A 26,365-nucleotide genomic window follows, 5' to 3' on the forward strand; every position below is an offset into this window, starting at 1 on the left:
TCAAGTCTCTATTATAGAAAAAACCCCAAGAGCTCCGTAAAGCAGAGATTGGGGTTGCTTCATACTTTCATGCATTTTGCTGATTGTTCCGGTTTCGATCTATTATTTCACCAGTTGACCACGCGTTACGCCCAGCTGGTTTGTTGCTTTCAGTGTTTTCCAAACTTGTGTACCACTGATTTCGCCACGCAGAGCACGATTGTACAGATCAATAACCTCGCGCACCTGCTCTGGGGATTCTTCCAGGAATTCAACACGGTAGCGGGATACACCCAGATCCATGAAGTTGGTTAGATATTCTGCACCGGATTGCTCCACCGCATTATACACGGTATTACGGCAACCTTCGTCCACACGTACCGGGTGAGACATACCGATCCGGTCTTGCAAGGAAGCCCGGTGATCTTCACATGGACGTCCACAGTTCGTAAAGTCGGTTCCTTCACTCATAAACGTACAGTACACACAGTGCTCGGTATGGAACATCGGCAGATGCTGATGAATAACGACTTCCGTCTGATTTGTACGGGAGTGTCCCAGCAAATCAACCATTTGCTGAATGTTGAGGTCATAAGAAGGAGTAATCCAGTCACAACCTGCTTCCAGGAACAATTCCACTGCTTTGTGATTGGCGATGTTGAGTGAGAAGTCACCGATCAATTCCGGGTGCTTCGCATCTGGGTTCTCCATCCGATGGCGCAAGTAGAAGTACAACGCACCCGTATTACGTACGAGCACAGCATCCGGCTGCAAACGCAAGATGTTGTTGTGATACCCGTTCTCGCCAGGCATATGAATGCGTGGTGTTGCCAACGCAATCTTGCGGCCTGCGGCACGAACGGCTTCCACCGCTGCCGGGAACTGCTTGATAAACTCGAAGTCGGCGTAGATCATGCCGACACCTGCTTCCAGCGCTGCCTCCACTTGTGGCAGGCTGCGGCATAGCGCGGTCAGCTCCGCATGACCGCGAGCAACTGGCGCTGCTGGTTTAACCGCATCGCCGTAGACTTCCACCGCCCGTTTCACGTAGACGGGCGGTTTAGGGCGCTCGCCCGCGAGTTGTTCCACCGCCTGACGGCGAATGTTATTCAACTCGCGCATCGGGATGATGACGTCACCGTGCAGGTTGACGTCCAATTCTTCCAGCTGGAACACAGTACCGCCCAGACGTCCGAATTGCTCTTCGAGCAGTTCGTGTGTCATTGGACGCTTCTGGGCAATATCCAGTTCCATCTCGGAATTCACACGGACTGTCGTGCCCTTCTGCACGTCCGTCCACCATGTACTAAGCGGCTGCCCTGGGCTGCCGATAACTTTTACGTTTACCGGGAAGATACGATAAGGCTTCTCGATTTCAAAGCTCTGACGCAGACGTTTGTCCAGCGCCGGATCATTCGTTTTCCATACTTTGTCGCCAACTTTCACGCGGCGCAGGTCCACGTCACTACGGCCTGGTACAACGTCCACGATCCAGCCTTCCTCTGCTTCGCCTTCAAGCTTCACGCCTTTGCGACGTACATCGTAGACACGCCCGCCCTCTTCCTTCTTCGTCGGATCTCCGGCATCAAATACGATTCCGTCTCCACGTTTAACGGGTGCATCGAGCTTCAGGACGACACCATCGCGCAATACTTGGTCTACACGACCCAGATAGACACCACGGCTTTTCGGGAACGTACCGTCAACGAGTTGTTTATTGTTCGTTCCATCCAGGAAACCGTGTGTGAATCCACGAGAGAAGCTCTGCTGCAATTCACGAACTTCTTCCTTACTCGGTGGAGTGTTATCTCCATCAAAGTAACGGTCGATCGCTTTGCGGTATTTACTAACCACGTTGGCCACGTATTCCGGCGTTTTGAGACGTCCTTCGATTTTAAAGGAAGTTACGCCCGCTTCGATCAGTTCCGGCATCAAGTCAATCGCCGCCAGATCCTTCGGAGACAGCAGATACGCCACATCGCCCATCGGTTTATGCTCGCCATCCACCATCAGGTCGTACGGCAAACGACAAGCCTGTGCACATTCCCCACGGTTGGCGGAGCGTCCGCCCCACATTTCAGAAGTCAAACATTGCCCGGAATAAGACACACACAATGCACCGTGTACGAATACTTCCATCGGCAACTTCGCCTGTTCTCCGATCTTCTGGATCTGCTTCAGGTTGTTCTCCCGTCCAAGCACGACACGTTCCATATCAAACGGCTTCGTAAACTCCACCGCTTCCGGTGACGTAATCGTCATTTGGGTTGAACCGTGAATCGGGAAATCCGGCGAGATCTCGCGGATCATTTTGACCAGACCCAAATCCTGTACAATCACGGCGTCCACACCTGCATCGACACAAGCGTCAATCAGTTCTTTGGCATCCGTCAATTCATTTTCAAAAATCAATATATTAAAGGTCAAAAAACCTTTTACGCCATAACTGTGCAAAAACGCCATAATCTCCGGCAGCTCGTCCATACGGAAATTGTTCGCCCGTGCCCGTGCATTAAATTTTTCGACTCCGAAGAAAATCGCATCCGCACCGTTCGCTACCGCCGAACGCATACAGTCCCAGTCACCTGCGGGTGCCAGAAGCTCAACGTCTTCTCTTCGTATTGTTGCTGTTTTCATGTGTATCCTCCCCATAACCGGCATAGCCGGATTTCATCCCTGTACCCTGTACGCTAAATCCTGTACCTTAATTCCATACGCCTGCATTATCACTGATCGCTATATCTATACATTATGTCTGTATTGCCTGATTCCCAAGCCTACAGTCATTCTTATTTTTCAGAACAGCAGTCATAACTCCTGAACTAGTATAGTGTACCACTTCTGCAACGACTCTTCTACGCTTTCCTGAAAAAACCGTTTATCATTTTCATTTGCATCTCACTCAACATGCATATACGAAAAACCGGAAGGTCTTGTGACCCTCCGGCAACATACATCTATTTTATTTCATCATTTTGCATTATTTGATAAAAGTAAATGAGTTCACGGCTTTTTCCAGCGCTGCTGCCTGCACTTCTGTCTTGTTGGCGTCATTCAGTCCGCTCGTAATCGTATACGTCGTTCCATTCTGTTCAAACACAATCTGACGTCCGGTATACGGCACACCATTGTCCACTTCATGATAGATAAAGGAAAACGCAGGCACACCCGCAAACGTCAACTCCTCACTGCTAAGCAACTTGAAGTTTTTACGCGTTTTGGTTGCTTCCGCATATGCCTCTCTAAGTTGACTGACGGTCATTTCAATGGATTTGTCCTCACTCGCGGCAATGGAGAATTGACCACCTGTGAAGGTATACACGACGGGAGAATACTCAAACCGATCATTGTACGGCGTCCAGTAACGTGGAATATCTACACTGTAATGATAACGTTTGGACGTTCGTGTCACAGATTTTGTTTTATCCGTCAAATACGGGTCTTCATCCAGTTGTCCGAAATTATCAGATACGGTATCAAAATCAATCTCAACACTCTTCATGATACTCTTAAACCATTCACGATCCTTCGTCTGCTCCTCAGGGAACGTATACTCAGCATAGTAACGATAGCCGTTTTTTTGCAAAAGAACATCGAACTCCGTCTGCCATCCATCTCCAAAGTTATAACGGAACTCATTCACCTCAGCAGTTTCGCCTGATACATCCATCGTATATGAACCTATCGGTTCATAACTTTCCGGCGTGAACGTCTCACGCATCCACTTGTCCAGTTGGCCGCTCCACTCTTTGACCGTCGCACCTTTCGGTGCAGATGTAACACGCAGCTGCAGATATGCACCATCTTTGGCTTCGTATATCATCTGTGTGTTGTCTATGGACCAACCTGCTGGAATCTTCAGTTCAATGCCATAATCGTCATTCCAGGTAGTGCGCATACCCTCATCCACGGTTGAAAGATCCTTAATTGTACGATCGGACTGTGCATAAGTAGGCTGGAATGAATTAAGCAGCACTGCACGTTTGCCCAGATCCTTGTAATTCAGTGCTTCATAATCGGCAAGGTATACGTCATATTGGCGACCATCATGGATATATTGGCGCATTTCCCATAATACCCCGTCCGCATCTTTAACCACAATCCGGGCATAAGGTATTTTCCCTTTGGCAATTGATTCCCGATCGAGCACGGTATCTCCGCTCTCTTTCGCTTCTTGAACAAGTTGCTGTAACAAATCATCCGAATCCAGACTCACATCCTGGTCACTCACGTACACTTCAAGATAATAACTGCTGTCCTCCGCGCCAAATGTCATCATACGCTCCTGCTCACCCGTTTGCAGAATCATGAGGTCGGATGGATAATTAATGGACCAGCCGTAATAACTGTTACCAATTCTCGTTTTGCCTTCGTCCAGATTAATGCCGCCCTCGTCCTCATCCACCGATTCATCCGTTTGCAATAATCGAATGACCATTTCTCCAGAGCTACTTGGGGCAAGTGTAGCGCCAATCCCCGCGGCTACCGGTCGGAGCGGCACCATGAGCACGCCATTTACCATTTTTGGGGCAGCGCCCATCTCTTTTTTGACTCCATCCACCCAGGCAATCGAACTGCCAATTGTTAAGGTGACAGTATGCGGACCTTCCTTAACTTTGACCACATCATTCTTCTCCAGTCGGATCTCGCTGCCAAAAGCTTTCTTGAATACACCAACAGGAACCATCGAAACCCCTTTGAACTTATATGGTTTGGCGATTGCCTGCTTGCTACCGTTGATATAGGCGCTCGTACTACCTGCTGTGATCCGCAGCTCACTTGTTATAAGATCGGATGCCCACGCAGGCAATGCCGCTCCAATGCTCAGCATCCCGGCTAACATACCTGTGCTCAGCACACGTAAAAATGATTTTTTCATTCCGTTCATTCGTCCTCTCTGGATCCGGATTGCTCGCCGGGCTTTATTAATCTTCATCTACAGTGAGCTGCTCATCTTCATCGTCTTGGATATCCGCTCGATCAGCAAGGACCACCGTACGAGTGACAACATCGCCGTCCGTTTGCATTAACAGTTTGACCTTCTGTCCTGGCACATACGTTTTGAGCAACTCATTGATATCCACCACAGAGGACACACGTGTGCCTGCCACACTGTATAACACATCTCCCTCTTTGATTTTGGCTTTCTTCGCTTGAGCTGACAACACGCCCGTAATCGTCAAAGGATCATCTGTAGGCAGGCCGACAATCGCTGACCAGCTCTCTTCGAGTTGCAAGCCGAGGCTTGCACGCTTGATTTTTCCGTATTCAAAGAACTGATTGATAATATATTGAACGGTATCTACTGGAATTGAAAATCCCATACTCTCGATACCCACTGCTGAAAATTTCATAGAGTTAATACCGACAACTTCACCTTTGAGGTTGACCAGCGGTCCGCCGCTGTTGCCCGGGTTAATGGCCGTATCTGTTTGAATCAACCGATAGGTGGCCTCCACTCCCCGATTAAGCCCACTGATTACGCCTACTGTCGCCGAGTTACGCAAGGAGAAGGAGATCGGTGTACCGATGGCAATGACGGTTTCTCCAACGGTTGTTTGTGAAGCTTTGGCAAAGGTCGCCGGTTTAAGAGATTTGGCATTAATTTTGATTAGAGCGATATCGCTTAACGGGTCACTGTATGTTTTGGTGATTTTATATGTATTGCCATCAGTCGTCACGACCAACGGATTGATTAATCCATCAACCACATGGGCATTCGTCACAATCCAGCCGTTGGAGCGGATGATCACGCCAGTGCCATGAGCCAGGTTATAACGATCCGATGTGACGCCATCCTGTGATTCAGTAGATTTGCCGATGATGCCTACAACAGACGGAGATACTTTTTCAATTACTTTCGGGACTGATTCACTACCCTTATACTGAAACGTTCCAGATTTGGCGTCATATTGCCCACTTCCTCCGAGCGCTTTGACCAAATCCGTTGAACTAACATATACTTGTCCATCTACCATTTTGGCTTGCATACTTGATGAAGACTCCGCTGCTCCAGCCGTTGCTGCAACACTGATCGAGAGTACAGCAGCCATCAGTATGGCTACGCCCTTTTTCCCCAACACTCTCATTCTCTCACCTAACCCTCTCTATATATCCTCCGTTATTGTGCAACCGAACCATATGATTCATTACTGAATCTCTTTGTCTATTATCTGCAATACCGGTATCCTTCAATTTAACATACAAATTATTCCTGTACAATCGCTTTAAGTCCTAATTTCTATAGAGAAGACCGTATTATCCGAACCACTCAGCAAAACACAAAAAAACACCCTCCTTAACTTCCCTGGAAAGTGTTTGTCTGTTCTTCTACTTGCTGCTTTCAAATAAGTTCAGCTTTGTCTCTACGAACCAAACCAACCGGTAATCATGGCATAGTCCGTCAAAAGGAATACCAGTAGACTGACCACTGCAAATCCGATAGCAAACAAATTCTTCTTCGGTGCGCGAAGCAGGCGAACCACTCCGATGAAAATCAGGATCGTAAATAAGATGACAAAAATATCAAACGCATTAAAATTCGAAGTACTCGCCGCGGCAGCTTCTGCAAACAGCATGGATAGACAGACCTCCTCACCATAGTTGAACAGCTAAACGCATACCCTAATATCTTCCTCTATGTTATCTGTACCCTGCTTGTAATGCAAGCCCTATCATCCAGAAAAATGAAAAAAATCCAGTTTGGCAGTGGATTGTTGAAATGCTTGCTCTACCGCATATGTAAACACTTTCACCGATGCCTGATTAAGATTGGCACAGCGGCACAATATCAGAAAACCCTTCTCCCCGGAAGAAGAGGACATCAGGTCATACATCGATGCCGCCTACTTCATGAAAAGAAGGGTTAGATATTCAAACAACCTGTAAACCGGGGCATTTACTCCGTTAATTGTAACGTCTTGCTTCGTTCCGTATCCCGCTCCAATACGGGTTTCAAGTACTTACCGGTATAGGAAGCTTCCACTTTAATAATATCCTCTGGCGTACCTGTCGCAACAATGGTTCCGCCACCACTTCCACCTTCTGGGCCCAGATCAACGATATAATCGGCTGTTTTGATAACATCCAGGTTATGCTCGATAACCAGTACCGATTCACCGGAATCCACCAGACGGTGCAGCACGTTCAGCAGACGATCAATATCATCGACATGAAGACCAGTCGTTGGCTCATCCAGAATATAGATCGTTTTACCCGTACTGCGACGATACAGCTCGGAAGCAAGTTTCACGCGTTGTGCTTCACCGCCGGACAAGGTTGTTGCAGGCTGCCCCAAGTTAATGTAGCCCAGACCCACGTCAAGCAGTGTTTGCATTTTGCGATGAATTTTCGGAATGTTCTCGAAGAACTGCGTTGCATCCTCTACCGTCATTTCCAGCACATCTGCAATATTTCTATTTTTGTATTTGACTTCAAGTGTTTCGCGATTGTACCGTTTTCCTTTGCAGACCTCACAAGGCACGTAGACATCCGGCAGGAAGTGCATCTCAATTTTGATAATGCCGTCCCCGCGACATGCTTCACAACGTCCACCTTTAATATTAAAACTGAATCGGCCTTTTTTGTATCCGCGCACTTTGGCTTCATTGGTCTGTGCAAACAGATCACGGATGTCATCAAAGACGCCTGTATACGTAGCCGGGTTGGAGCGTGGTGTCCGTCCGATTGGCGACTGGTCAATATCAATGACTTTATCGATATGTTCCAAACCCCGAATCTCTTTATGCAGACCTGGGCGTACCCGTGCGCGGTTCAAATCACGAGCTAGCGTTTTATACAAAATCTCATTAATTAGCGTCGATTTACCCGAGCCGGATACACCCGTTACTGCGGTAAATACACCCACTGGAATTTTTACATTCAGGTTTTTTAGGTTATTTTCCTTCGCTCCACGCACTTCCAGCCAGCGGTCCCCGACACTACGGCGTTCGGTACGTATCGGAATAAACTTGCGCCCACTCAGATATTGACCCGTTAACGAGTTCTCGTCATTCATAATTTCTTCCGGTGTACCCTGCGACATGATGGTACCACCGTGGATACCTGCCCCCGGACCAATATCGATAATATAATCGGCGGCCATCATCGTATCCTCATCATGCTCAACCACGATCAGTGTGTTACCGATATCCCGCATGTGAGCGAGTGTCGAGATCAGACGATCGTTATCCCGTTGATGCAGGCCGATACTCGGCTCATCCAGAATATACAGCACGCCCATCAGGCTGGAACCAATCTGTGTCGCCAGTCTGATCCGCTGGGCTTCACCACCGGACAACGTTCCTGCAGCACGGCTCAGGGTCAGGTAATCCAGTCCTACGTTTACTAGGAAGCCTAGACGGCTGTTGATTTCTTTTAAAATAAGTTTGGCGATTATTTCTTCTTTCTCACTCAATTGCAGCGAATCGAAGAAACGACCAGCTTCTCCAATGGACAAACTTGTCACATACGCCATGTTGTGATCGTTAATCGTAACAGCAAGGCTTTCACGTTTTAGTCGCTGTCCTTTACATGTTCCACACGGCTTGGCACTCATATAACCTTCAATGAATTCACGGATACCTTCGGATGCTGTCTCACGGTAACGACGCTCCAGATTATTCACAATACCTTCAAAGGTAACCAGTGCTTCTTTCCGTTGTCCAAAATCATTCTCGTACCGGAAACGGATTTTCTCCGTACCTGTACCCAGCAAAAGCTTGTTCATTTGTTCAGCAGGGAGATCTTCTACAGGTACGTTTTGCGGAATGTTAAAGTGTTCGCATACCGACTTGAGGAACTGCGGATAATAGGTTGATGTGCCACCTGTCCACGCATCAAACGCACCGTCTTCAATTGTTTTGCTACGATCCGGCACCAGTAGATCCGGGTCAACAATCATTTTGACACCTAATCCATCACAATCCGGGCAGGCTCCAAATGGGCTGTTGAACGAAAACATGCGCGGCGCCAGCTCTTCAATACTGAATCCGCACACCGGGCAAGCAAAGTTGGAACTAAAACGCAGTTCTTCTTCACCCATAATATCTACCAGCAGCTGTCCACCGGACAGATTAAGTGCAGTCTCAATAGAATCGGCCAAACGTGATTGCACATCTTCCTTGATCACGATCCGGTCAACGACGACTTCAATCGTATGTTTCTTGTTCTTTTCCAATTGGATATCTTCGGACAGATCACGTAATTCCCCGTTCACCCGAACACGGACAAAACCTTGTTTGGAGATATCGGAAAACACACTTTTGTGTTCACCCTTGCGTCCCGAGACAATCGGTGCCAGAATCTGCAACCGGGTCCGCTCAGGATATTGCATTATGCGGTCAACCATTTGTTCTACGGTCTGGGAGCTAATCTCCACGCCATGATCCGGACAATGAGGATGTCCCACACGTGCAAATAACAGACGCAGGTAGTCATAGATTTCCGTAACGGTTCCGACGGTGGAACGCGGGTTACGACTTGTCGTTTTTTGATCTATGGAGATGGCCGGAGACAATCCTTCAATGGAATCCACGTCCGGTTTCTCCATCTGCCCCAGAAACTGCCGTGCATACGCAGACAAGGATTCTACATAACGTCGCTGTCCTTCGGCATATATTGTGTCAAAAGCCAGCGAGGACTTGCCTGAGCCACTAAGACCGGTTAATACAACAAAACGGTCACGCGGGATGGTGATATCAATGTTTTTGAGGTTATGCGCTCGCGCGCCTTTGATGACAATGTTCTCGCTCGCCAATGGTATTCATCCTTTCAAAATCAAAGTCTTTTCGATCCCTCCCAAACCCTCCCTTCCAAGGGAGGGCCCCAGAGGGCGCAGCCCTCTGGACACCCGAAACAGGCGGTGCGAGGTGAATGGTCGGGTCTTGCTATGTGAAGGTTGTCGCGTGCCCACAGCTTCGTCCAAGGTCCCGGCCGATTGCCGGTCTCTTGGACGGCCGCTCTACCACGAGAGGACGCTCACGGCTTCGCCTCGTTCGCGATAGGTCGCCATCGCCTTCGGCTCGGCTCCCCTTAAACACCGGGACGCTCACGGCTTCGCCTTGCTCGCGAAGGTCGCCATTGCCTTTGGCTCGGCTCCCCTTAAACACCAGGACGCTCTCGGCTTCGCCTTACTCGCGATAAGTCGCCATTGCCTTTGGCTCGGCTCCCCTTAAACACCAGGACGCTCTCGGCTTCGCCTTACTCGCGATAAGTCGCCATTGCCTTTGGCTCGGCTCCCCTTAAACACCAGGACGCTCTCGGCTTCGCCTTACTCGCGATAAGTCGCCATTGCCTTTGGCTCGGCTCCCCTTAAACACCAGGACGCTCTCGGCTTCGCCTTACTCGCGATAAGTCGCCATTGCCTTTGGCTCGGCTCCCCTTAAACACCAGGACGCTCTCGGCTTCGCCTTACTCGCGATAAGTCGCCATTGCCTTTGGCTCGGCTCCCCTTAAACACCAGGACGCTCTCGGCTTCGCCTTACTCGCGATAAGTCGCCATTGCCTTTGGCTCGGCTCCCGAGTACACGACTTCCAAATGTTTTCCTATAAACCTTTTAACCAATTTCAACTTTTCTATCAGTATAGACCTGATTTTACGTTTTCAACATGTCTAATTATCGGTAGATATCACTGATTTCCTTACTCAACAAGAGAACGGCCACCCGGCCGTTCTCTTGTTGCAGATCTATCCTTGCTGCGACACATTCATTACTGTGCCTATATCTTATATCTATTCAGTCTGCCTTCATAGGCTATTCTGCACGCAGTTCCAACAATGCATCGCGAAGTTCAGCAGCACGCTCAAACTGCAGGTTTTTGGCTGCGTCTTTCATCTCTGCCTCTAGGCGCTGAATAAGCGACTGACGTTCCTTCTTCGACATCTTCTCGGCAGCGCCTGTAAGATAGTCTTTCTTGGATTCGGCAACTTTGGTCGCTTCAATCACATCACGCACTTTTTTGCGAATCGTCTGTGGTGTAATACCATGCTCTTCGTTATACGCAATCTGGATCGTACGACGGCGATCCGTTTCCTTCATCGCTTTTTCCATCGAATCTGTCACTTTGTCACCGTACAGGATAACTCGACCTTCACTGTTCCGTGCCGCCCGGCCAATCGTTTGGATCAGTGAGCGTTCCGAGCGTAGGAAGCCTTCTTTGTCGGCATCCAAAATGGCTACCAGAGAAACTTCTGGAAGATCCAGACCTTCCCGGAGTAAGTTGATTCCGATAAGGACATGGAAAACCCCTAGTCTTAGATCACGCAGGATCGCCATACGCTCCAACGTCTTGATCTCGGAGTGCAAATAACGTACCTTGATTCCGATCTCCTTCAGATAATCTGTTAAATCCTCGGACATCTTCTTCGTTAATGTTGTGATCAGGACCCGCTCATCCTTCGCAATCCGGTCGTTAATCTCACCGATCATGTCATCGATCTGCCCCTTCGTTGGACGCAGTTCAATAATTGGATCAAGCAGACCGGTTGGACGAATGATCTGTTGCACCATCGTATCCGTATGCTCAATCTCGTAAGGACCTGGTGTCGCAGATACATAGATAATCTGATCCATCTTCCCTTCAAACTCATCGAATTTGAGAGGGCGGTTATCCAGCGCAGATGGCAGACGGAATCCGTGATCAACCAGTACAGTCTTCCGTGCTTGGTCACCGTTATACATCGCACGGATCTGTGGAAGAGTCACGTGGGACTCATCGACCACAATCAACATATCATCCGGAAAATAGTCCATCAGCGTGTAAGGTGTATCGCCTCGTTCGCGGAATGTCAGTGGGCCGGAATAGTTTTCAATCCCTGAACAGAAGCCGACTTCTTTCATCATCTCGATATCGTACCGTGTACGTTGCTCCAGTCGCTGAGCCTCCAACAATTTCCCCTGTTCACGCAATACTTCAAGACGCTCTTCCAGTTCACGCTCAATATTCACTAGCGCAACCTTCATCGTCTCTTCCTGGGTTACGAAGTGAGATGCCGGGAATATCGCAATGTGCTCACGTTCCCCAACCAGTTCTCCGGTTAACACATCAATCTCCGTAATTTTCTCAATCTCATCTCCGAATAATTCCACCCGAATCGCATGTTCACCCTTGGATGCTGGAAAGATCTCAATGACATCGCCCCGCACGCGGAATGTACCGCGCACAAAGTTAATGTCATTTCGCTGATACTGGATCTCCACCAGACGGGACAAAATCTGATTGCGCGGTTTCTCCATCCCTACCCGCAGGGACAGAAGCATGCTGGAATAGGAGTGCGGCGAACCCAAACCATAGATGCAGGATACACTCGCTACAATAATGACGTCTCTGCGCTCAAACAATGAACTCGTAGCCGCATGGCGCAACTTATCGATCTCTTCATTGATACTTGAATCCTTCTCGATGTACGTATCCGAGGAAGGAATATAGGCCTCTGGCTGAAAGTAATCGTAGTAACTGACAAAATACTCAACCATGTTATTCGGGAAAAAGTCTTTGAACTCACTTGCAAGCTGAGCTGCCAGCGTTTTATTGTGGGCAATAATCAGTGTGGGACGTTGCAGCTTGGCAATCGTCTGTGCAATGGTGAACGTCTTACCTGTACCGGTTGCACCCAGCAGCGTCTGATATCTCTTCCCCTCCTGAACACCCTTCACCAATTCTTCAATGGCTGCAGGCTGATCACCTTGGGGAGAAAACTCTGACTCGATTTCGAACGTTTTGTCGCTCATTATAATATCGCTCATTGCCGTATCTCACCCTATCGTCTAAAATAATAGTCACTATATATTGTCGAAGTTCCCCGAATTAACATATGGGAAAACTTATATTAATAAGAATATTTGTTCCCGTTTAATTATACCTCGTCTATGCAAGTGATGCAATCGCGAAGTAAAGATAGGAGTGGGTTAATTTATGGATATTGCGACACTTATCGGCATTATTGCCGGGATTGCCGCAGTCATTAGTGGTTTCTTATGGGAAGGTGGTCAATTATCCGGTCTGATGCAAAAGACGGCTGCTCTAATTGTATTTGGTGGAACGATTGCCGCAGTTGTTGCCAGTTTCCCTGCACATCGGCTGCGTACGATTCCTGCTGCCCTCCGCATGGCCTTTGGGCGTAACAACAATGACTCAAGCCAGTGGGTTGAAGAACTTGTAGATATGTCTTCAATCGCTCGCCGCTCAGGCGTGCTTGCACTGGAACGAAAAGTAATGGACCATCCGCATCCATTTTTACAAGATGGTATTCAGATGGTTGTCGATGGCACAGATCAGGATGTTGTTCGCCAGATCATGGAGATGGAGATTGATTCCGTCGAACAAAAATATGAAGGCTATGCCAAAATTTTTGAATCAGCAGGCGGTTATGCTCCAACGATGGGTATCATTGGTACCGTGATGGGACTTATTCAGGTACTTGGCAGTCTGACCGATCCTACCGGACTCGGACCAGCGATTGCTGTTGCCTTTACCGCAACCCTTTACGGGGTCGCCAGTGCCAATCTTATCTTTTTACCCATTGCTTCCAAAATTAAATCCCGTGGAGCAGACGAAATTCAGACGATGGAAATGCTGCTCGAAGGTGTACTTTCCATCCAGAACGGGGAGAACCCTCAGCTTGTGCGTAAACGGCTGGAGTCCTTCACACTCACTCACCGCCAGATTACGCGTCCTGTAGTGAAGGAGGGATTGGATGAGTCGGCGCAGTAAACGGCGCGGAAAACGCGAACCTGGAGATCATCGAGATCGCTGGATGATTACCTATGCCGATCTCATTACCCTGCTACTGATCTTTTTTGTGATCATGTATGCCATGAGCCATCTGGATTCTGGTAAATACGATGTGGTTACTCAATCGTTACAAAATACATTTAACCAATCCAACTCCCTGCTTGATCAAGGTGAAGGCATTGGTGGTACAGCTGGACAAGCTATTACCAAGAATCCGCCTTCCCAGATTCAGGGCGAAGATCCCGGAGAAGGCGAAGGACCCTCTTCCGGGTCCGAGACAGATAAACCAGATGATGACGATCAGCCACTTACGGAGCGTGAAGAGCAATTCAGATCACAGGAGCAGGAGCTGCAAAATCTATTCAATGTGATTACCCAGTATATCGAGAACAATAAACTGGAAAATCAGATTTTTGTTGCGGACAAGCCGCAAGGTATCTCTATCACACTAAGTGACCGCTTCCTGTTTGATCAGGGACAAGCCGCACTCAAAAGCGATGCTGCACCCACACTGAGCAAATTGGCAAGCCTGTTCCGTGATCTGAGCACAGTTGTCAGCATTGAAGGACATACGGACAACGTTCCTGTTGGGGCGAATGCTACCTATAAAGACAATTGGGAGCTTTCCGGTGAACGCGCACTGTCTGTATTACGATTTTTCCTCGACAAAGAAAAGCTTGACCCTGACGGTTTTCAATATGCAGGATACGCGGATACCCGCCCAACTGGGGATAATACCACCGCCGCAGGGCGGCAAAAAAATAGACGTGTGGAAATCACCGTCTTGCGTCAACTCCAGCCTTAATCTTCAACATTTCGCATGAAGCATCCTTGCTCTATTATAAAAAGCACGTTCTTACTGAATTCGATTCAGCAGAACGTGCTTTTTGTTTATACTTCCTATCTCTTATTGCTACACGACAGATCCCTTATTTTCTTCGTTTTACAGTAATGGCACACGATATGATCACCTTCATCCTACAAACGATTCACACATTATGCATCTACGCCTGGCTGGCTGGGACGAAGAATCGCGGAACCGACCGTCAGCAAAATGGCTGCCATGCCAATCAGTATCAGCAGCGGCAATGCAATGTCCGACAACGTACCGCCAGCAGAGATCGTTTCCACCGCTTGAATTGCCCATTTCTGCGGAACAAAATTAGCGAGTTTTTGCATATAATCCGGCATGATCGACAGCGGCCAGAAACAGCCGCCAATCATACACGTCGGTGTGATAATCAGTGAATTCAGCATGTTTGCATTTTTGGATTCACGAATCAAGCCGGCAACCGTACTCGCAATCCCCATGGAGACCAGCATAAATGCGGCCAGAATGAGAAGGTGGATGGCAAATGGAATCCCCGCATCATAATGAAGCACCCATCTGCTAATCCCCAGTACCAAAACAATTTGGATCAAACCGATCGCAAAACTCCCCAGAAAATTGCCCAGTGCGATTTCATAGGCGCGGACCGGAGCCGTGTAGACTCTTGCCATCGTCCGCTGCCTGCGGTCTTCCATAATAACAGCAACTGTACTGGTCAGCAGACCCATCATGAACATGATCGTAAATCCGGTCACGTTGTTCAGACCCGGTTTGGGATATATCTGCAGCTCAGTTGCTTCACCCGAAATTTGATGTTTGCCCAGTTCAAGTAACAACTCTTTAAATTTTGCTTCTGCCAGAACTGGATCAGGAGTCTCACCCGAAGCCGCATCTGTCGCTGCCAATACTGCCGAAGCAGATTGTTTCAATCCCGCCGCCAAACCTTCAACCGCAGCTCTCAACGTATAGGAGCTTTCACTGACACGAAGTTCTACCAGTTGGACTTCAGGCTGTTTGTCTTGCAATAAATTATCCGTATAATGCGCCGGGATAACGAGTCCTGAACTCCCCCTTTGCTGCGCAATGGCTTCCTTAACTTCCGCAACGTTGTTCATGGGCTTGAGCAGATATTCCTCTTTGCTGCCAAGCTCATCCAAGATCCATCTGCCTGCTGCACCCTGATCCTCGTTTACATAAGGAATGACCGCCCGTGTTCCCTCCTCGCTCCCAAACAGCGCAATTGTTCCTGTGACGACAAGGCAAGGAAGAAGAAAGAATGTGATGAAACCCCGTTTGCGCAATATCGTGCGCCGGATCATCAACCAGGCAATATTCAGGCTATTCATAGCGATATCCCGCCTTTCTATAGATCAGTCCCGCTGCCGCCACCATTACCGCACATACCGCACCAAGCATCATGATGCTGTACATAATCTCACTTACGGGAGCGTTCAGCATCATCCGCAGAAAACCTTGCAAAGCCCAGTGGTTTACCGTAAATTCGCTTATTCGCTGTACAAAACCAACGGCAATGGGTGTAAATCCACCGCTAATAAACGTCATGGCAATAATGATGCCTTGAAGAGCGGCACTTGCCGATGCGGCATTTTTGCAAACCAGTGCAACGATCACGCCGAGAGTCATGGAAGCAAGCGTAATCAGCACACAGATCAGGACAATCAGCCAGGGATGTGTGCCCCAGTTCACACCATATAGCCAATGCGTCATCAATACGATGATGATGGCCTGCATGAAAGCAATTAGGCTGTTGCCTGCAATTTTCCCTGCAAAAATGACACCATTGCCGATTGGAGCTGCCTGCAAGCGAGTTAACGTTTTTTTGTCTCTCTCACCAAACAGGCTGTTGCTGGTTGTCATGCCCGAGTAAAGCATGAACATGGCGAGCATGGAAGCCGCATAATATTGTGAAGCACTATAAGAGGTGCCCACTTCTCCGGGACTGCTGATGGCTATATATGAAGAGCTCGCGCTATTGGTCTGTGAACGCTCAGCCATTGCAGCCACTGCGTCAGGACCTAACACTTTCGCCGCAGCGACCTGTCTGTTCAGTTCATCCGTGAACCGCGTAAACAAAGTCTGACCCACGACATTGGCAGTACCATCTTTCCCCAGTATCCATTGCAACCTTGCCTCTTCCCCTTTCATGATCTGCTCTTCCAGATCTGATGGGACTATTACGGCAAAATCCAGGTCACCACGTCGCAGTGCACTTACAGCCTCATCTTCCGTAGGCATGTTCTGCACCTTCATCATTTCGGCTACCGCCGGGGATGTCACAAATGTATTTAAAGCTTCGCTGATCGCACCGGAACCGGAATTTTCTTCAGTCTGAATGATCCCTACTCTCACCGGGTCAGGAATGGCTTCTTTTGCCGTACCCATTGTACTGGAAAGTGCAGTACCCAATATAAAGATGAGCAGCAGCGGCAGAATAAACAGATTCAGCAGAACGGAACGAATTCTCAGAATCCGTCTCAATTCAAAGATGCAAATATGCCATATGTTCATCTGACATCCTCCTAGTCCCGAAGCGTACGTCCGGTCAGATTGAGGAAGAGCGTTTCCAGATCAGGCTCTTCGACCTTGAGCGATTGAATGGAGATTTCATGTTTGCTGCAAATGAAGAGCATATCCTGTAGATCCTGCTGTGCAGAAGGCAGCGTAACGGTCAATGTATCGTCTGATACTTCTACCGCCCGCACACGGGGGTGAAGTCTCAACTCCTCCACAACATCGGGACCAATGCCCGAAGTGGTGAGCACTATTTTTTCCTCAGATGCAACTCGTTCTCTCAGCTCTGCTTCGGTGCCACAGGCAATGATATGCCCCTGATCCATAATCGCTACCCGGTGACTGATTGCAGCAACTTCTTCCATGTAATGACTTGTATAAATGATGGTTGAGCCCATTTGATTAAGCGTACGGACCGACTCCAAAATATGATTCCGCGATTGCGGGTCAATGCCCACTGTTGGTTCATCCATAATGATTAAATCCGGCCGATGCATAATGGCACACGCAATGTTCAGCCTGCGTTTCATACCGCCAGAGAAAGTGGACGGGGCATCCTTCGCTTTGTCCTGCAAACCTACAAATTCGAGAGATTCCTGCACTCTTTCTTTAAGCATTTTTCCACGGAGTCCATAGAATCGGGCAAAAAAAGTTACATTCTCCGCAGCGGTCATCGTTTCGTATAGAGCCAGATCCTGTGGTACCAGCCCAATTTTACGTTTCACTTCAAGCGGCCGTTCCTTGACCGATATGCCATCCAACCGAATTTCACCTTGATCCATATTTAAAAGACCGGCAATCATGCTAATGGTGGTACTTTTCCCTGCTCCATTGGGTCCAAGCAATCCAAAAATTTCACCTTTACCAACACTCAGATTTAAATGATCCACTGATAGCTTGCTACCGTATCGTTTCACTACATGATCCACTTCAAGCATAGCCATAGATTATACACTCCTCTTCCGCCCAGCTTCCTGCGACTGGATTTCATATCTGTATTGTAACGAATTGTGATCTTCTGCGAAGGTACGAAAGGTCATGAAACAAAGGTGACTTAAGTCATCTTCGGATGGGAAAACTGCCTATGATATAATCGACATAGATTACCCGGAAGGTATACCTTCACTTCTAAAATAAAGGATGTCTCTGACATATGCCGATGCGGTTGCTGCAATACGGTTTACTCATAGTTCCTGCAGTCCTGTACGTTCTAGTGCTACCACTGGAACAAGAAGATAGCTATACTCTCTATATTATCATTGCGCTAGGACTCGCGGTGTGGAAAGACTTCACCCGTTCAGGTATGCAGCGTTTGCTGCTCGTGGCTGAAATCCTCTTCAGCTGCTGGCTGATCGCTCTATATGGCCCATTTATGTTTTTCCTCTCCTTATCTGCGCTTTATGTGTACATGTACAGATTGAATAGGACCCAGCGCTGGTTAATGCTCGCAATTCAGCTTATCGCCAGCAATATCGCGTTACATTGGTATTACGCCCCACCACAGGAGCTTCATACATGGCTTACACTTCACACAAACACTGCCATTCCTTTTAGCTTCACCCAAGAGACAGTCGCTCGGGTTGCAGGTAACTTGCTCCTGCTCATCACCTCAACACTCTCTTGGCAGGGGTCTAGAAGCGCGAGCAGCCGTGGGCAGCTTGAACAGGTGTATGATGAGCTGCGCAGTAAACATTACGAGCTTCAGGAGGCACGCGAACAATTGCTGCAATTCACGAAGCAGCTTGAAGGGGCTGCACAGGTTGAGGAGCGTACCCGGATATCCCGGCAGCTTCATGATGATATTGGTCATCGCCTGATTCGCACCAAAATGATGTCTGAGGCAGCCCTCCTCACCCTCCCTATACATCCGGAACAGGGCACGGAAATGGTAAGACAGATACGGGATCAATTGGCCGCCAGTATGGATGACATGCGAACCACGCTTCACAAATTGCGGCCTAACTCTTATATATCCGATGCCTACGCACTAGATCGTCTGCTTGAAGACGTTGGCCGAGAAACGGGTGTGAAAACGCGTTACGAAGTGCTTGGGCATTCACACGTACTCTATCCCAGCATGCAGATTGTCTTGTACAAAAATGCCAAAGAGGCCCTGACCAATGCCCTCCGTCATGGAAATGCCACTACGATTACTGTGGAACTGGAATTTGGAGAAAGAGAAATCTGTATGTCCATCAGCAACGATGGGAAGATCCATCCCCTTTCCACCAAGGAACAAACGAAAGGAAGACATGAAGGATCTCGTGCTAACCCGGGCGTAAAGGCAGAGTCTACAGGACTCGGCATGGGACTTGAAGGAATGCGCCTACGCACACAGTTGGTTGGTGGGAAACTGGAGATCAAGTCGGACTATCCCTATACGGTGATTACACGCCTGCCCATGGCGAACAAAGCTGAACTGATCTAAAAAAGGAAGTGATTTGCTTATGTCTGACCATGATTTAAATAACTCGAGCCATTCTGTCCACCCTCAGTCCATTCGGCTGATGCTTGCGGATGATGATTCCTTTATCCGTGAAAGTCTCAAAGTCCTTCTCGGACTCGATCCCGGCATTAACGTTACAGGTACAGCTTCAAACGGAAGAGAAGCTCTGGAACTGCTGGAGTCAGGAACAACTGCCGACGTTGTACTTATGGATATTCGTATGCCTGATTGTGACGGAGTTGAAGGTACCCGAATCATTAAAACACGTTTCCCTGACGTGCGTGTATTGATGCTTACCACGTTTGACGATGATGAGTACATTATCCAGGCTTTGCAAAACGGGGCCAGCGGTTATTTGCTCAAAAATGTGCCCCCTGACCGGATCATTCAGGGCATCAAGACTGTACATAACGGGGATATGTTGATTCATCCTGATATTGCTCGTAAACTCGCGAGTCTACTCCGTCCTGCTGCAGTGCCTCAGACACATGGATCCATTGACTCTTACGGATTAACCCGCATGGAGCTGGCTGTTGCAGAGGCTATATCAGAAGGGCTGTCCAATAAAGAAATTGCCGCGAAGCTATTCTTGAGTGAAGGCACGGTCAAAAACTATGTTACGGATATTCTCGGCAAACTTAGTTTGCGTGATCGGACTCAAATCGCCATTTTTATGTTGAAAAAGTAGCAAAAAGGGTATTTCCCTCGCCTGATATGGCGGAGGAAATACCCTTTCTTCATTACATCTCTACAGATCTTTGCTCCCCCGCCGCCGGGGCGGGTGGCAATGCCAGTGGAGCCTCAACATCAAGCTGATCTTTCCGTCGTCGTGCGAACAACTTGAGACTTACGATATGAAACAGAGTTAGCGGACGCAAGCGGAGCGCCCAAGCTTCATGATTGTCCGGGGCCATGAGCACCCCGAGCTGGTGATGCTCACCTTCATAGATCGCCCGTTGCATGAACTTGCTCTCGCCCTGATGATTGCGTACCTCCAGCTTACAAAAGGCCGGATTCATACGCAAAGCGCGATGTAATTGCTCGGGCGAATGTACCAATACGCCATTCACCTTGTACAAGGTCTCCCCAGCTTCAATTCCCAGTTCTTCCGCAGGACTATCAGGAATGACACCCAGCACCTTCAGGCCGTGCTCAGGGTGAACAAACAGCGGGCTGCGGTTTTGTTCCTCGAAGCCACTGTACCACACCAGGAACTCATGCCCAATGAAAGCAGCCAAGGCTGCAACAACCATGAGTGGAGACCACCACGCAGCCAGGAGGCTGAGCACAAGTAGCCCTGTCCCATATAGCAGCAATCGCTTTGCGGAAATCTGCACTTTTTTCCCGGGGAGCATACTTTGCGTAACTTCTCCGAATCCCAACATAATCGGAAGCGCAACCAGCATGTATCCATTTCCTCCGCTGATCAGGGCGGTCCATGGCAATGCGGCCCCGCCCGTAACTGGAACAAGAATCAGTAACGGAATCGGCCAGAAATGCTGCAACTGATAGCCTCCAACGAGCTTGCCACGTTTACCTTCAAAGAGCAAAGGCGATGCCATGGATACCCCTTGCATGCGTACCATCAGTGCTTCACCGATATGTAATACAGCTGCGAGCACAAGGAGTGCAGGCATATCCAGCGCACGTAATGCTTCAGTGACACTTCCCATCCATCCTGTCGGCTGCCAGCCCGAAGCCATATTTAAACCAAACTGCAACACGCCAAGCAAACCTGCAGCATAAGCAAAACATAGATATCGGATACGGAATAATGCCAAGAATAACGTGGCTGCCCATATACAGATCAGGCTGCCCAGTGTAAGATGTGCCCCGAGAAACAGCGACACGACGGAGACCATTACACCGATCACAATACCTCCAAGTACTGCACGAATGGTCTGTGTTATTGAGCTTTGCAGACGAACGTGGAACAATTTACGTTCCTGTAAGAGTTGACGATGATAAACGAGAGCAATCAAGATTACCGCAATATAATAAAACGGCTGAATAAACAACTGCAACAATGCTTCCCCTAATGTGGTCAACCATGGCCAAGCCCATTCCATTGTGGACGGTCACCCCTCTCCTTCAGCCGGTTCAGAAAAAAAGAAGGCTGAAAATCAGCCTTCTTTATGGCTTCGACACTGCGGACGAAATATCCTTTGAGACTTTTTCGATCGCGCGCTTCAGCTGTGCATCATATTGAGGACTGGCAATGCGTTCAATCAGAGCCGCTTCCAGTGATTCCGCGGTTTTCTCGTCAATCTGGCCTGTTGCCTGAATGCCTTTTTGTTTCTGGAATGCTTTGACCGCTTCTTCTGTCTTTTGGTCATAGTATCCATCTACACGATCCGGCTTGAAGTCAAGTCCTCTCAGCATCGTCTGCGCACTTTTCACATCCGTGCTATTGCTGTCGTATTTCAAAGGTAATTTTTCTTTATTGATTGGTGCCACCGAGAAGTAATCCGGCTGGTCCACGGCAATATCCGGTTTGATGCCTTTTTCATGAATCCAGTCGCCATTCGGAGTCAGCCATTTCGCAATGGTGATTTTCAGCAGGCTGCCATCACCCATCTGTTTGTCATAACTCGTTTGTACGGTTCCTTTACCAAAGGAATTTTCTCCAACCAGGGTTGCGCCTGCCGACTGTTGCAATGCACCAGCCAAAATTTCCGACGCACTCGCGCTTCCTTTGTTCATCAATACCGTAATAGGGTAGGATTTACCTGATCCGTTCGATTTGCTTTGTTCCTTTTTACCGTTCTTGTCTTCGACTTGAACAATAACTTTGCCTTTTGGAACAAATTGTTCTGCAATATCAATAACGACCTGCAAAACACCCCCCGGGTCATTACGAACATCAATGATCAGGCCCTTCATGTTCTGCTTCTCCAGCTTCGCCAGTTCTTCCTTAAAGCGATCTCCTGTGTTCAGCGAGAATTGGGTGATTGTAATAACACCAACACCGTTATCCTCCATGTGGGCGTACACCGTCTCCAGATCAATGTCATCGCGCACAATGACAAATTCAATTAGCTCGGAAGATCCGGCACGTTTAACCTGTACCTTCGCTTCACTGCCTTTTGGACCTCTGATTTTGTTAACGGCTTTGTTCAGTTCCAAACCTTGCAGGGATTCGCCATTTACGGACATAATCATGTCTTTCGCACGAATACCCGCTTTCTCGGCAGGTGAATTCTTGATTGGGGAAACGACTACAACGTTTCCATCCTGTGAGGATACTTCTGCTCCGATACCGGTAAATGAACCTTCAATCGACTCCTCGAACTGGGCCGCTGTTTCCTGCCCCATATAATTGGAGTACGGATCACCAAGGGATTCCATCATGCCGTTGATTGCACCATCAATCAGTTTGGTTCGATCCACGTCTTTATAATAGTTACTTGAGATCAAATCCATCGCGGTTTCAATCTTCTTCAAATCGCTCTTCTGCTGCGAACTGCCTGTAACGCTGGCGAGCAATCCTTCGCCAGGTGTCGTCTGTGCCAGGCCAGGGGAGCTCATCAGCACCAGCGTAAGCAGGCTGCCTCCGAGAAGGGCTACAATGACAAGCAGCAGGGCCGATCTTTTCTTCATCATCCGGTTGTCACCGCCTTTAGTATTGAAGCGTGTCAAATTCAATTGTTCCGTGAATCATTCCCTGAACATGCCAGCTTAGTATATGCCTAGCTTGTACGGAATATGTTTGTTCCATTCCAACTGTTGGCTAAAAACTACAAATAGTTAAATGGATTCACTGCTGTTCCATTATCACGTACTTCAAAGTGCAAATGCGGTCCTGTGGAGTTGCCTGTATTGCCTGATTCAGCTATAATGTCGCCACGGCTTACCGTGTCACCCTTGCTAACCTTAAATCCACCTTCACGTAAATGACCGTATAGCGTCCATAATCCGCCTCCATGGTCAACAATGACGGTGTAACCATACCCGCTATACCATTCAGCCATGATGACGATCCCGCCAGAAGCGGCATGAACGGACGTTCCTTGAGCAACAGCAAAGTCTACACCTGCGTGCAATTTACCTACTTCACCCGTGATCGGGTGAATACGAGGTCCAAAACCGGAAGATACACGCGCACCTGATACTGGCATGCCAAAGATACCGTTACCACTGGAGTAAGTGCTGCTACTGCTGTTGGAGCTGACCTTGGTCGGCGCCTTCGCAGCTGCCGCCGCACGTGCAGCAGCTGCTGCTTTTGCTTTGGCTGCCGCAGCCGCTTGTTGCTCACGCAATTTATTTTTCTCTTGCAGAAGGGCCGAACGCTTGCTCGCGATCTGCATCAATACGTCTTCCTGTTCTTGCGTCAGCTCTTCCGACTCTTCAATTTTAGCATCATAGGAAGCGAGAAGCACTTGCTTCTCCTGTTCCTTCTCATTCAATTGGGACTTGCGCTGTTTCTTCTGCGCATACAGACTCTTGGCTTCTGCATATTGCACATCCAGTTCTGCTTTTTTGTCCACGACGAGCTGCTTGTCCTTTTTGTGTTCATCCAGCAAGTGCTGATCCTGATCCACAATCGTTTTCAGTGAATCGGCACGAGTCAGGAAATCGGAGAAGCTTGTGGAAGTTAACAACACATCGAGATAAGAAACGGCGCCGTCCGTATACATCAGTCGTACACGTGATTCAAGCAGTTTCTCCCGAGCCACAATACGATCTTCCGCCGCTTCCAGATCTTTCTTTGTTGCCCGAAGATCCTCTTCCGTATTTTCAATCTGCAAGGATACGTTTGCCAGCTCATCACTAACCACATTGATCTGCTCCATGACTACTTTCAAATAAGCATTGGTCTTGTTCTTGTAATGCTGGGCTTCCTTTTTGTTGCTGGCAGCCTTTTGCTGCTCCTTTTTGGCCGAAGCCGCCTTGCTCTCCAATTGCTGAATCTGCTGATCAATGTCGCTAATGCTACTCTTGGCATATCCGTCAGAAGGTTGAAGCGTCAAACTGGCCAATAATGTTAAAGCCAGCAGCGAAGCTGTTTTTTTCAAAATGTGATCCCCCATCCTATGATTTCACAAGAAAGCAACCTGCACAGGTGGTGAACAGCATGTTCTTTGCTTTCTTTACACTAAAGACTCCGTCTTTACTACATATCGTCAAACAGTGTTCATATGTGAACCTGCTTTGCCATTCTTTTCGATTAAACGTTAAGAGACTTGCGGATAGACAATGTACTTCCCAAAATACCAACCAACACACCGAGTCCGATCAACAATGTTCCAAACAGCAGCCAAATATCACCGAGTGGAATCAGATTAAGCATCTGCATGAATACATCCTGACCAATCGTGGCCATCAGGCGGCTGTAACCGAAGAACAGTACCGCTACCGTAATCGCCGAACCGATCAATCCAATCAATGCCCCTTCGACAAAGAAAGGCCAGCGAATGAACGTGTTGGTTGCTCCAACCAGTTTCATAATACCGATCTCCCGGCGCCGGGCCAGAATCGTTACGCGAATCGTATTCGAGATCAGGAACATGGACATCAAACCCAGTCCCCCAACAAAAATAAATCCGATATTCCGGACAAGCTTCGTAAATTTGAACAACACTTCCACCGTTTCCTTGCCGTAGTTCACTTTCATGATCGGCTTCTCCGGGTGTTTATCGTTCAATGCTTCGATTTTTTGCGCCACAAAAGTGACGGTTTCCGGTTCAATGACCTCTACTTCAATGGTCTCCGGCAGTGGATTGTTATCCACATCGAAACCGCTCAGCACATTGTCTGCACTTTCTCCGAGACGTTCACGGAACTCTTTGAGTCCTTCCTCTTTGGAGACAAAACGAATTTCACTAACTTCAGGCATCGCACTGATTTCCTGCTCCAGCGTGTTACGCAGGTTCTCATCCACGTTCAGCTCGAGAAACGTACTGATCTCGACCTGACTGTCCACCTGGTTGGCCATGGAATTCACATTAAGCACCAGCAGCATGAACACACCCAGAATGAGCAGTGACACGATAATGGACATGATGGAGGCCACGGACATCCAGCCGTTGCGGAATACGTTTTTGAATCCCTCCCGCAAATGGCGCAAGAGAGTACTAAAATTCATAACCGTATTCCCCTCTCATCTGATCCCGTACAATCTGTCCCCGTTCAATCGCAATAACCCGTTTACGCATCGTATTGACGATATCCTTGTTGTGGGTCGCCATGACAATGGTTGTTCCGCGAAAATTAATTTCATCCAGCAGCTGCATAATGCCCCATGACGTCTCCGGATCAAGGTTACCCGTAGGCTCGTCCGCAATAATGACAGACGGATTGTTCACGATGGCACGTGCGATGGCAATACGCTGCTGTTCCCCACCCGACAACTGTGAAGGTTCACGGTTCGCCTTGCTGCGCAATCCCACCAGATCAAGCACTTCCATCACTCGTTTCTTGATGTGACGCTTCGGTGCTTCAATAACTTCCATGGCAAATGCCACATTCTCAAATGCCGTCATGCGTGGCAGCAGTCGGAAATCCTGGAACACAACGCCGATATTCCGGCGTACATAAGGAATTTTGCGTGGCTTTAACTTTCCGATATTAAATCCGTTAATGGATATTTGTCCTTTGGTCGGAACTTCTTCCCTGTACATCAATTTCATAAATGTCGATTTGCCTGCGCCGGACGGACCGACGATATAGACAAATTCATTGCGGTCGATCTTCACCGACACCCCTTGTAATGCGTGGGTACCATTAGCGTAGGTCTTCCACACGTCCTGCATTTCTATCACATCATCACTTCCCGTTGCATAGTTAGCCATTATCATTTCGACACAATCCCGGCATTTCCTTTAAAAAGACCTGAATTTCATCAG

At 48.3% G+C, this 26,365-nt stretch carries 17 protein-coding genes and 1 pseudogene; 4 read left to right on the top strand and 14 right to left on the bottom strand.

Going from position 1 to position 26,365, the window contains the following annotated elements:
* Nucleotides 1-102 precede the first annotated feature (102 nt).
* The 6 genes from AC3ITG_RS28710 to uvrB all read right to left on the bottom strand — a co-directional run bounded on the left by AC3ITG_RS28710 (nucleotide 103) and on the right by uvrB (nucleotide 12,725).
* On the bottom strand, nucleotides 103-2,616 hold the full coding sequence (locus tag AC3ITG_RS28710) for a U32 family peptidase (RefSeq protein ID WP_489252021.1): 2,514 nt from the start codon (nucleotides 2,614-2,616) through the stop codon (nucleotides 103-105).
* A 343-nt stretch (nucleotides 2,617-2,959) separates the two neighbouring features.
* On the bottom strand, nucleotides 2,960-4,858 hold the full coding sequence (locus AC3ITG_RS28715) for a stalk domain-containing protein (protein ID WP_489252022.1): 1,899 nt from the start codon (nucleotides 4,856-4,858) through the stop codon (nucleotides 2,960-2,962).
* Nucleotides 4,859-4,904: 46 nt separating this feature from the next.
* On the bottom strand, nucleotides 4,905-6,068 hold the full coding sequence (locus tag AC3ITG_RS28720; RefSeq protein WP_489252023.1) for a S1C family serine protease: 1,164 nt from the start codon (nucleotides 6,066-6,068) through the stop codon (nucleotides 4,905-4,907).
* Between the two features lie 276 nt (nucleotides 6,069-6,344).
* Nucleotides 6,345-6,557, bottom strand: a complete 213-nt coding sequence (locus AC3ITG_RS28725) for a hypothetical protein (protein ID WP_076287653.1) — start codon at nucleotides 6,555-6,557, stop codon at nucleotides 6,345-6,347.
* Between the two features lie 320 nt (nucleotides 6,558-6,877).
* The gene (gene uvrA, locus AC3ITG_RS28730; RefSeq protein ID WP_413374387.1) at nucleotides 6,878-9,736 is read right to left on the bottom strand and encodes an excinuclease ABC subunit UvrA; all 2,859 of its coding nucleotides are present in this window, start codon (nucleotides 9,734-9,736) and stop codon (nucleotides 6,878-6,880) included.
* Between the two features lie 997 nt (nucleotides 9,737-10,733).
* Complete coding sequence (gene uvrB / locus AC3ITG_RS28735) at nucleotides 10,734-12,725, bottom strand: excinuclease ABC subunit UvrB (RefSeq protein WP_489252024.1); 1,992 nt, start codon at nucleotides 12,723-12,725, stop codon at nucleotides 10,734-10,736.
* 169 nt (nucleotides 12,726-12,894) lie between these two features.
* On the opposite strand from uvrB, the gene AC3ITG_RS28740 reads away from it, so the two are divergent.
* Nucleotides 12,895-13,692: a flagellar motor protein gene (locus tag AC3ITG_RS28740; protein WP_072733566.1), complete on the top strand. Its 798-nt coding sequence runs from the start codon at nucleotides 12,895-12,897 to the stop codon at nucleotides 13,690-13,692.
* Nucleotides 13,676-14,518: a flagellar motor protein MotB gene (locus AC3ITG_RS28745; protein WP_489252025.1), complete on the top strand. Its 843-nt coding sequence runs from the start codon at nucleotides 13,676-13,678 to the stop codon at nucleotides 14,516-14,518. Before AC3ITG_RS28740 ends, AC3ITG_RS28745 begins: the two co-directional genes overlap by 17 nt.
* Before the next feature lie 191 nt (nucleotides 14,519-14,709).
* Here the strand turns inward: AC3ITG_RS28745 and AC3ITG_RS28750 are convergent, their stop codons facing one another.
* The 3 genes from AC3ITG_RS28750 to AC3ITG_RS28760 are packed head-to-tail and all read right to left on the bottom strand — an operon-like array spanning nucleotide 14,710 to nucleotide 18,018.
* Nucleotides 14,710-15,888, bottom strand: coding sequence for an ABC transporter permease (locus AC3ITG_RS28750; RefSeq protein ID WP_489252026.1), 1,179 nt, complete (start codon nucleotides 15,886-15,888; stop codon nucleotides 14,710-14,712).
* Complete coding sequence (locus tag AC3ITG_RS28755; protein WP_489252027.1) at nucleotides 15,881-17,071, bottom strand: ABC transporter permease; 1,191 nt, start codon at nucleotides 17,069-17,071, stop codon at nucleotides 15,881-15,883. The genes AC3ITG_RS28750 and AC3ITG_RS28755 overlap by 8 nt, the downstream gene beginning before the upstream one ends.
* 11 nt (nucleotides 17,072-17,082) lie before the next feature.
* Nucleotides 17,083-18,018, bottom strand: coding sequence for an ABC transporter ATP-binding protein (locus AC3ITG_RS28760; protein WP_489252028.1), 936 nt, complete (start codon nucleotides 18,016-18,018; stop codon nucleotides 17,083-17,085).
* Between the two features lie 209 nt (nucleotides 18,019-18,227).
* On the opposite strand from AC3ITG_RS28760, the gene AC3ITG_RS28765 reads away from it, so the two are divergent.
* Together AC3ITG_RS28765 and AC3ITG_RS28770 are read left to right on the top strand one after the other, a co-directional pair.
* Nucleotides 18,228-19,502: a sensor histidine kinase gene (locus AC3ITG_RS28765; RefSeq protein ID WP_489252029.1), complete on the top strand. Its 1,275-nt coding sequence runs from the start codon at nucleotides 18,228-18,230 to the stop codon at nucleotides 19,500-19,502.
* A 19-nt stretch (nucleotides 19,503-19,521) separates the two neighbouring features.
* A complete protein-coding gene (locus AC3ITG_RS28770; RefSeq protein ID WP_489252030.1) occupies nucleotides 19,522-20,208 on the top strand; it encodes a response regulator transcription factor in 687 nt (228 codons plus the stop codon).
* Between the two features lie 52 nt (nucleotides 20,209-20,260).
* On the opposite strand, the gene AC3ITG_RS28775 is transcribed toward AC3ITG_RS28770, so the two are convergent.
* The 5 genes and pseudogenes from AC3ITG_RS28775 to ftsE form a co-directional block, all read right to left on the bottom strand.
* Nucleotides 20,261-21,589 carry a PDZ domain-containing protein gene (locus AC3ITG_RS28775; RefSeq protein WP_489252031.1) on the bottom strand — a complete coding sequence of 443 codons (1,329 nt, stop codon included), beginning with the start codon at nucleotides 21,587-21,589 and terminating at the stop codon, nucleotides 20,261-20,263.
* 184 nt (nucleotides 21,590-21,773) lie between these two features.
* Nucleotides 21,774-23,123, bottom strand: a pseudogene (locus AC3ITG_RS28780) (S41 family peptidase); the annotation flags it as partial.
* A gap of 134 nt (nucleotides 23,124-23,257) precedes the next feature.
* Nucleotides 23,258-24,535, bottom strand: coding sequence for a murein hydrolase activator EnvC family protein (locus tag AC3ITG_RS28785; protein WP_489252032.1), 1,278 nt, complete (start codon nucleotides 24,533-24,535; stop codon nucleotides 23,258-23,260).
* A 152-nt stretch (nucleotides 24,536-24,687) separates the two neighbouring features.
* The gene (gene ftsX / locus AC3ITG_RS28790; RefSeq protein WP_063567509.1) at nucleotides 24,688-25,605 is read right to left on the bottom strand and encodes a permease-like cell division protein FtsX; all 918 of its coding nucleotides are present in this window, start codon (nucleotides 25,603-25,605) and stop codon (nucleotides 24,688-24,690) included.
* A complete protein-coding gene (ftsE, locus tag AC3ITG_RS28795) occupies nucleotides 25,595-26,281 on the bottom strand; it encodes a cell division ATP-binding protein FtsE (protein ID WP_024631580.1) in 687 nt (228 codons plus the stop codon). The genes ftsX and ftsE overlap by 11 nt, the downstream gene beginning before the upstream one ends.
* Nucleotides 26,282-26,365: the final 84 nt, after the last annotated feature.

Source organism: Paenibacillus sp. GL_099_B (genome assembly GCF_057835695.1).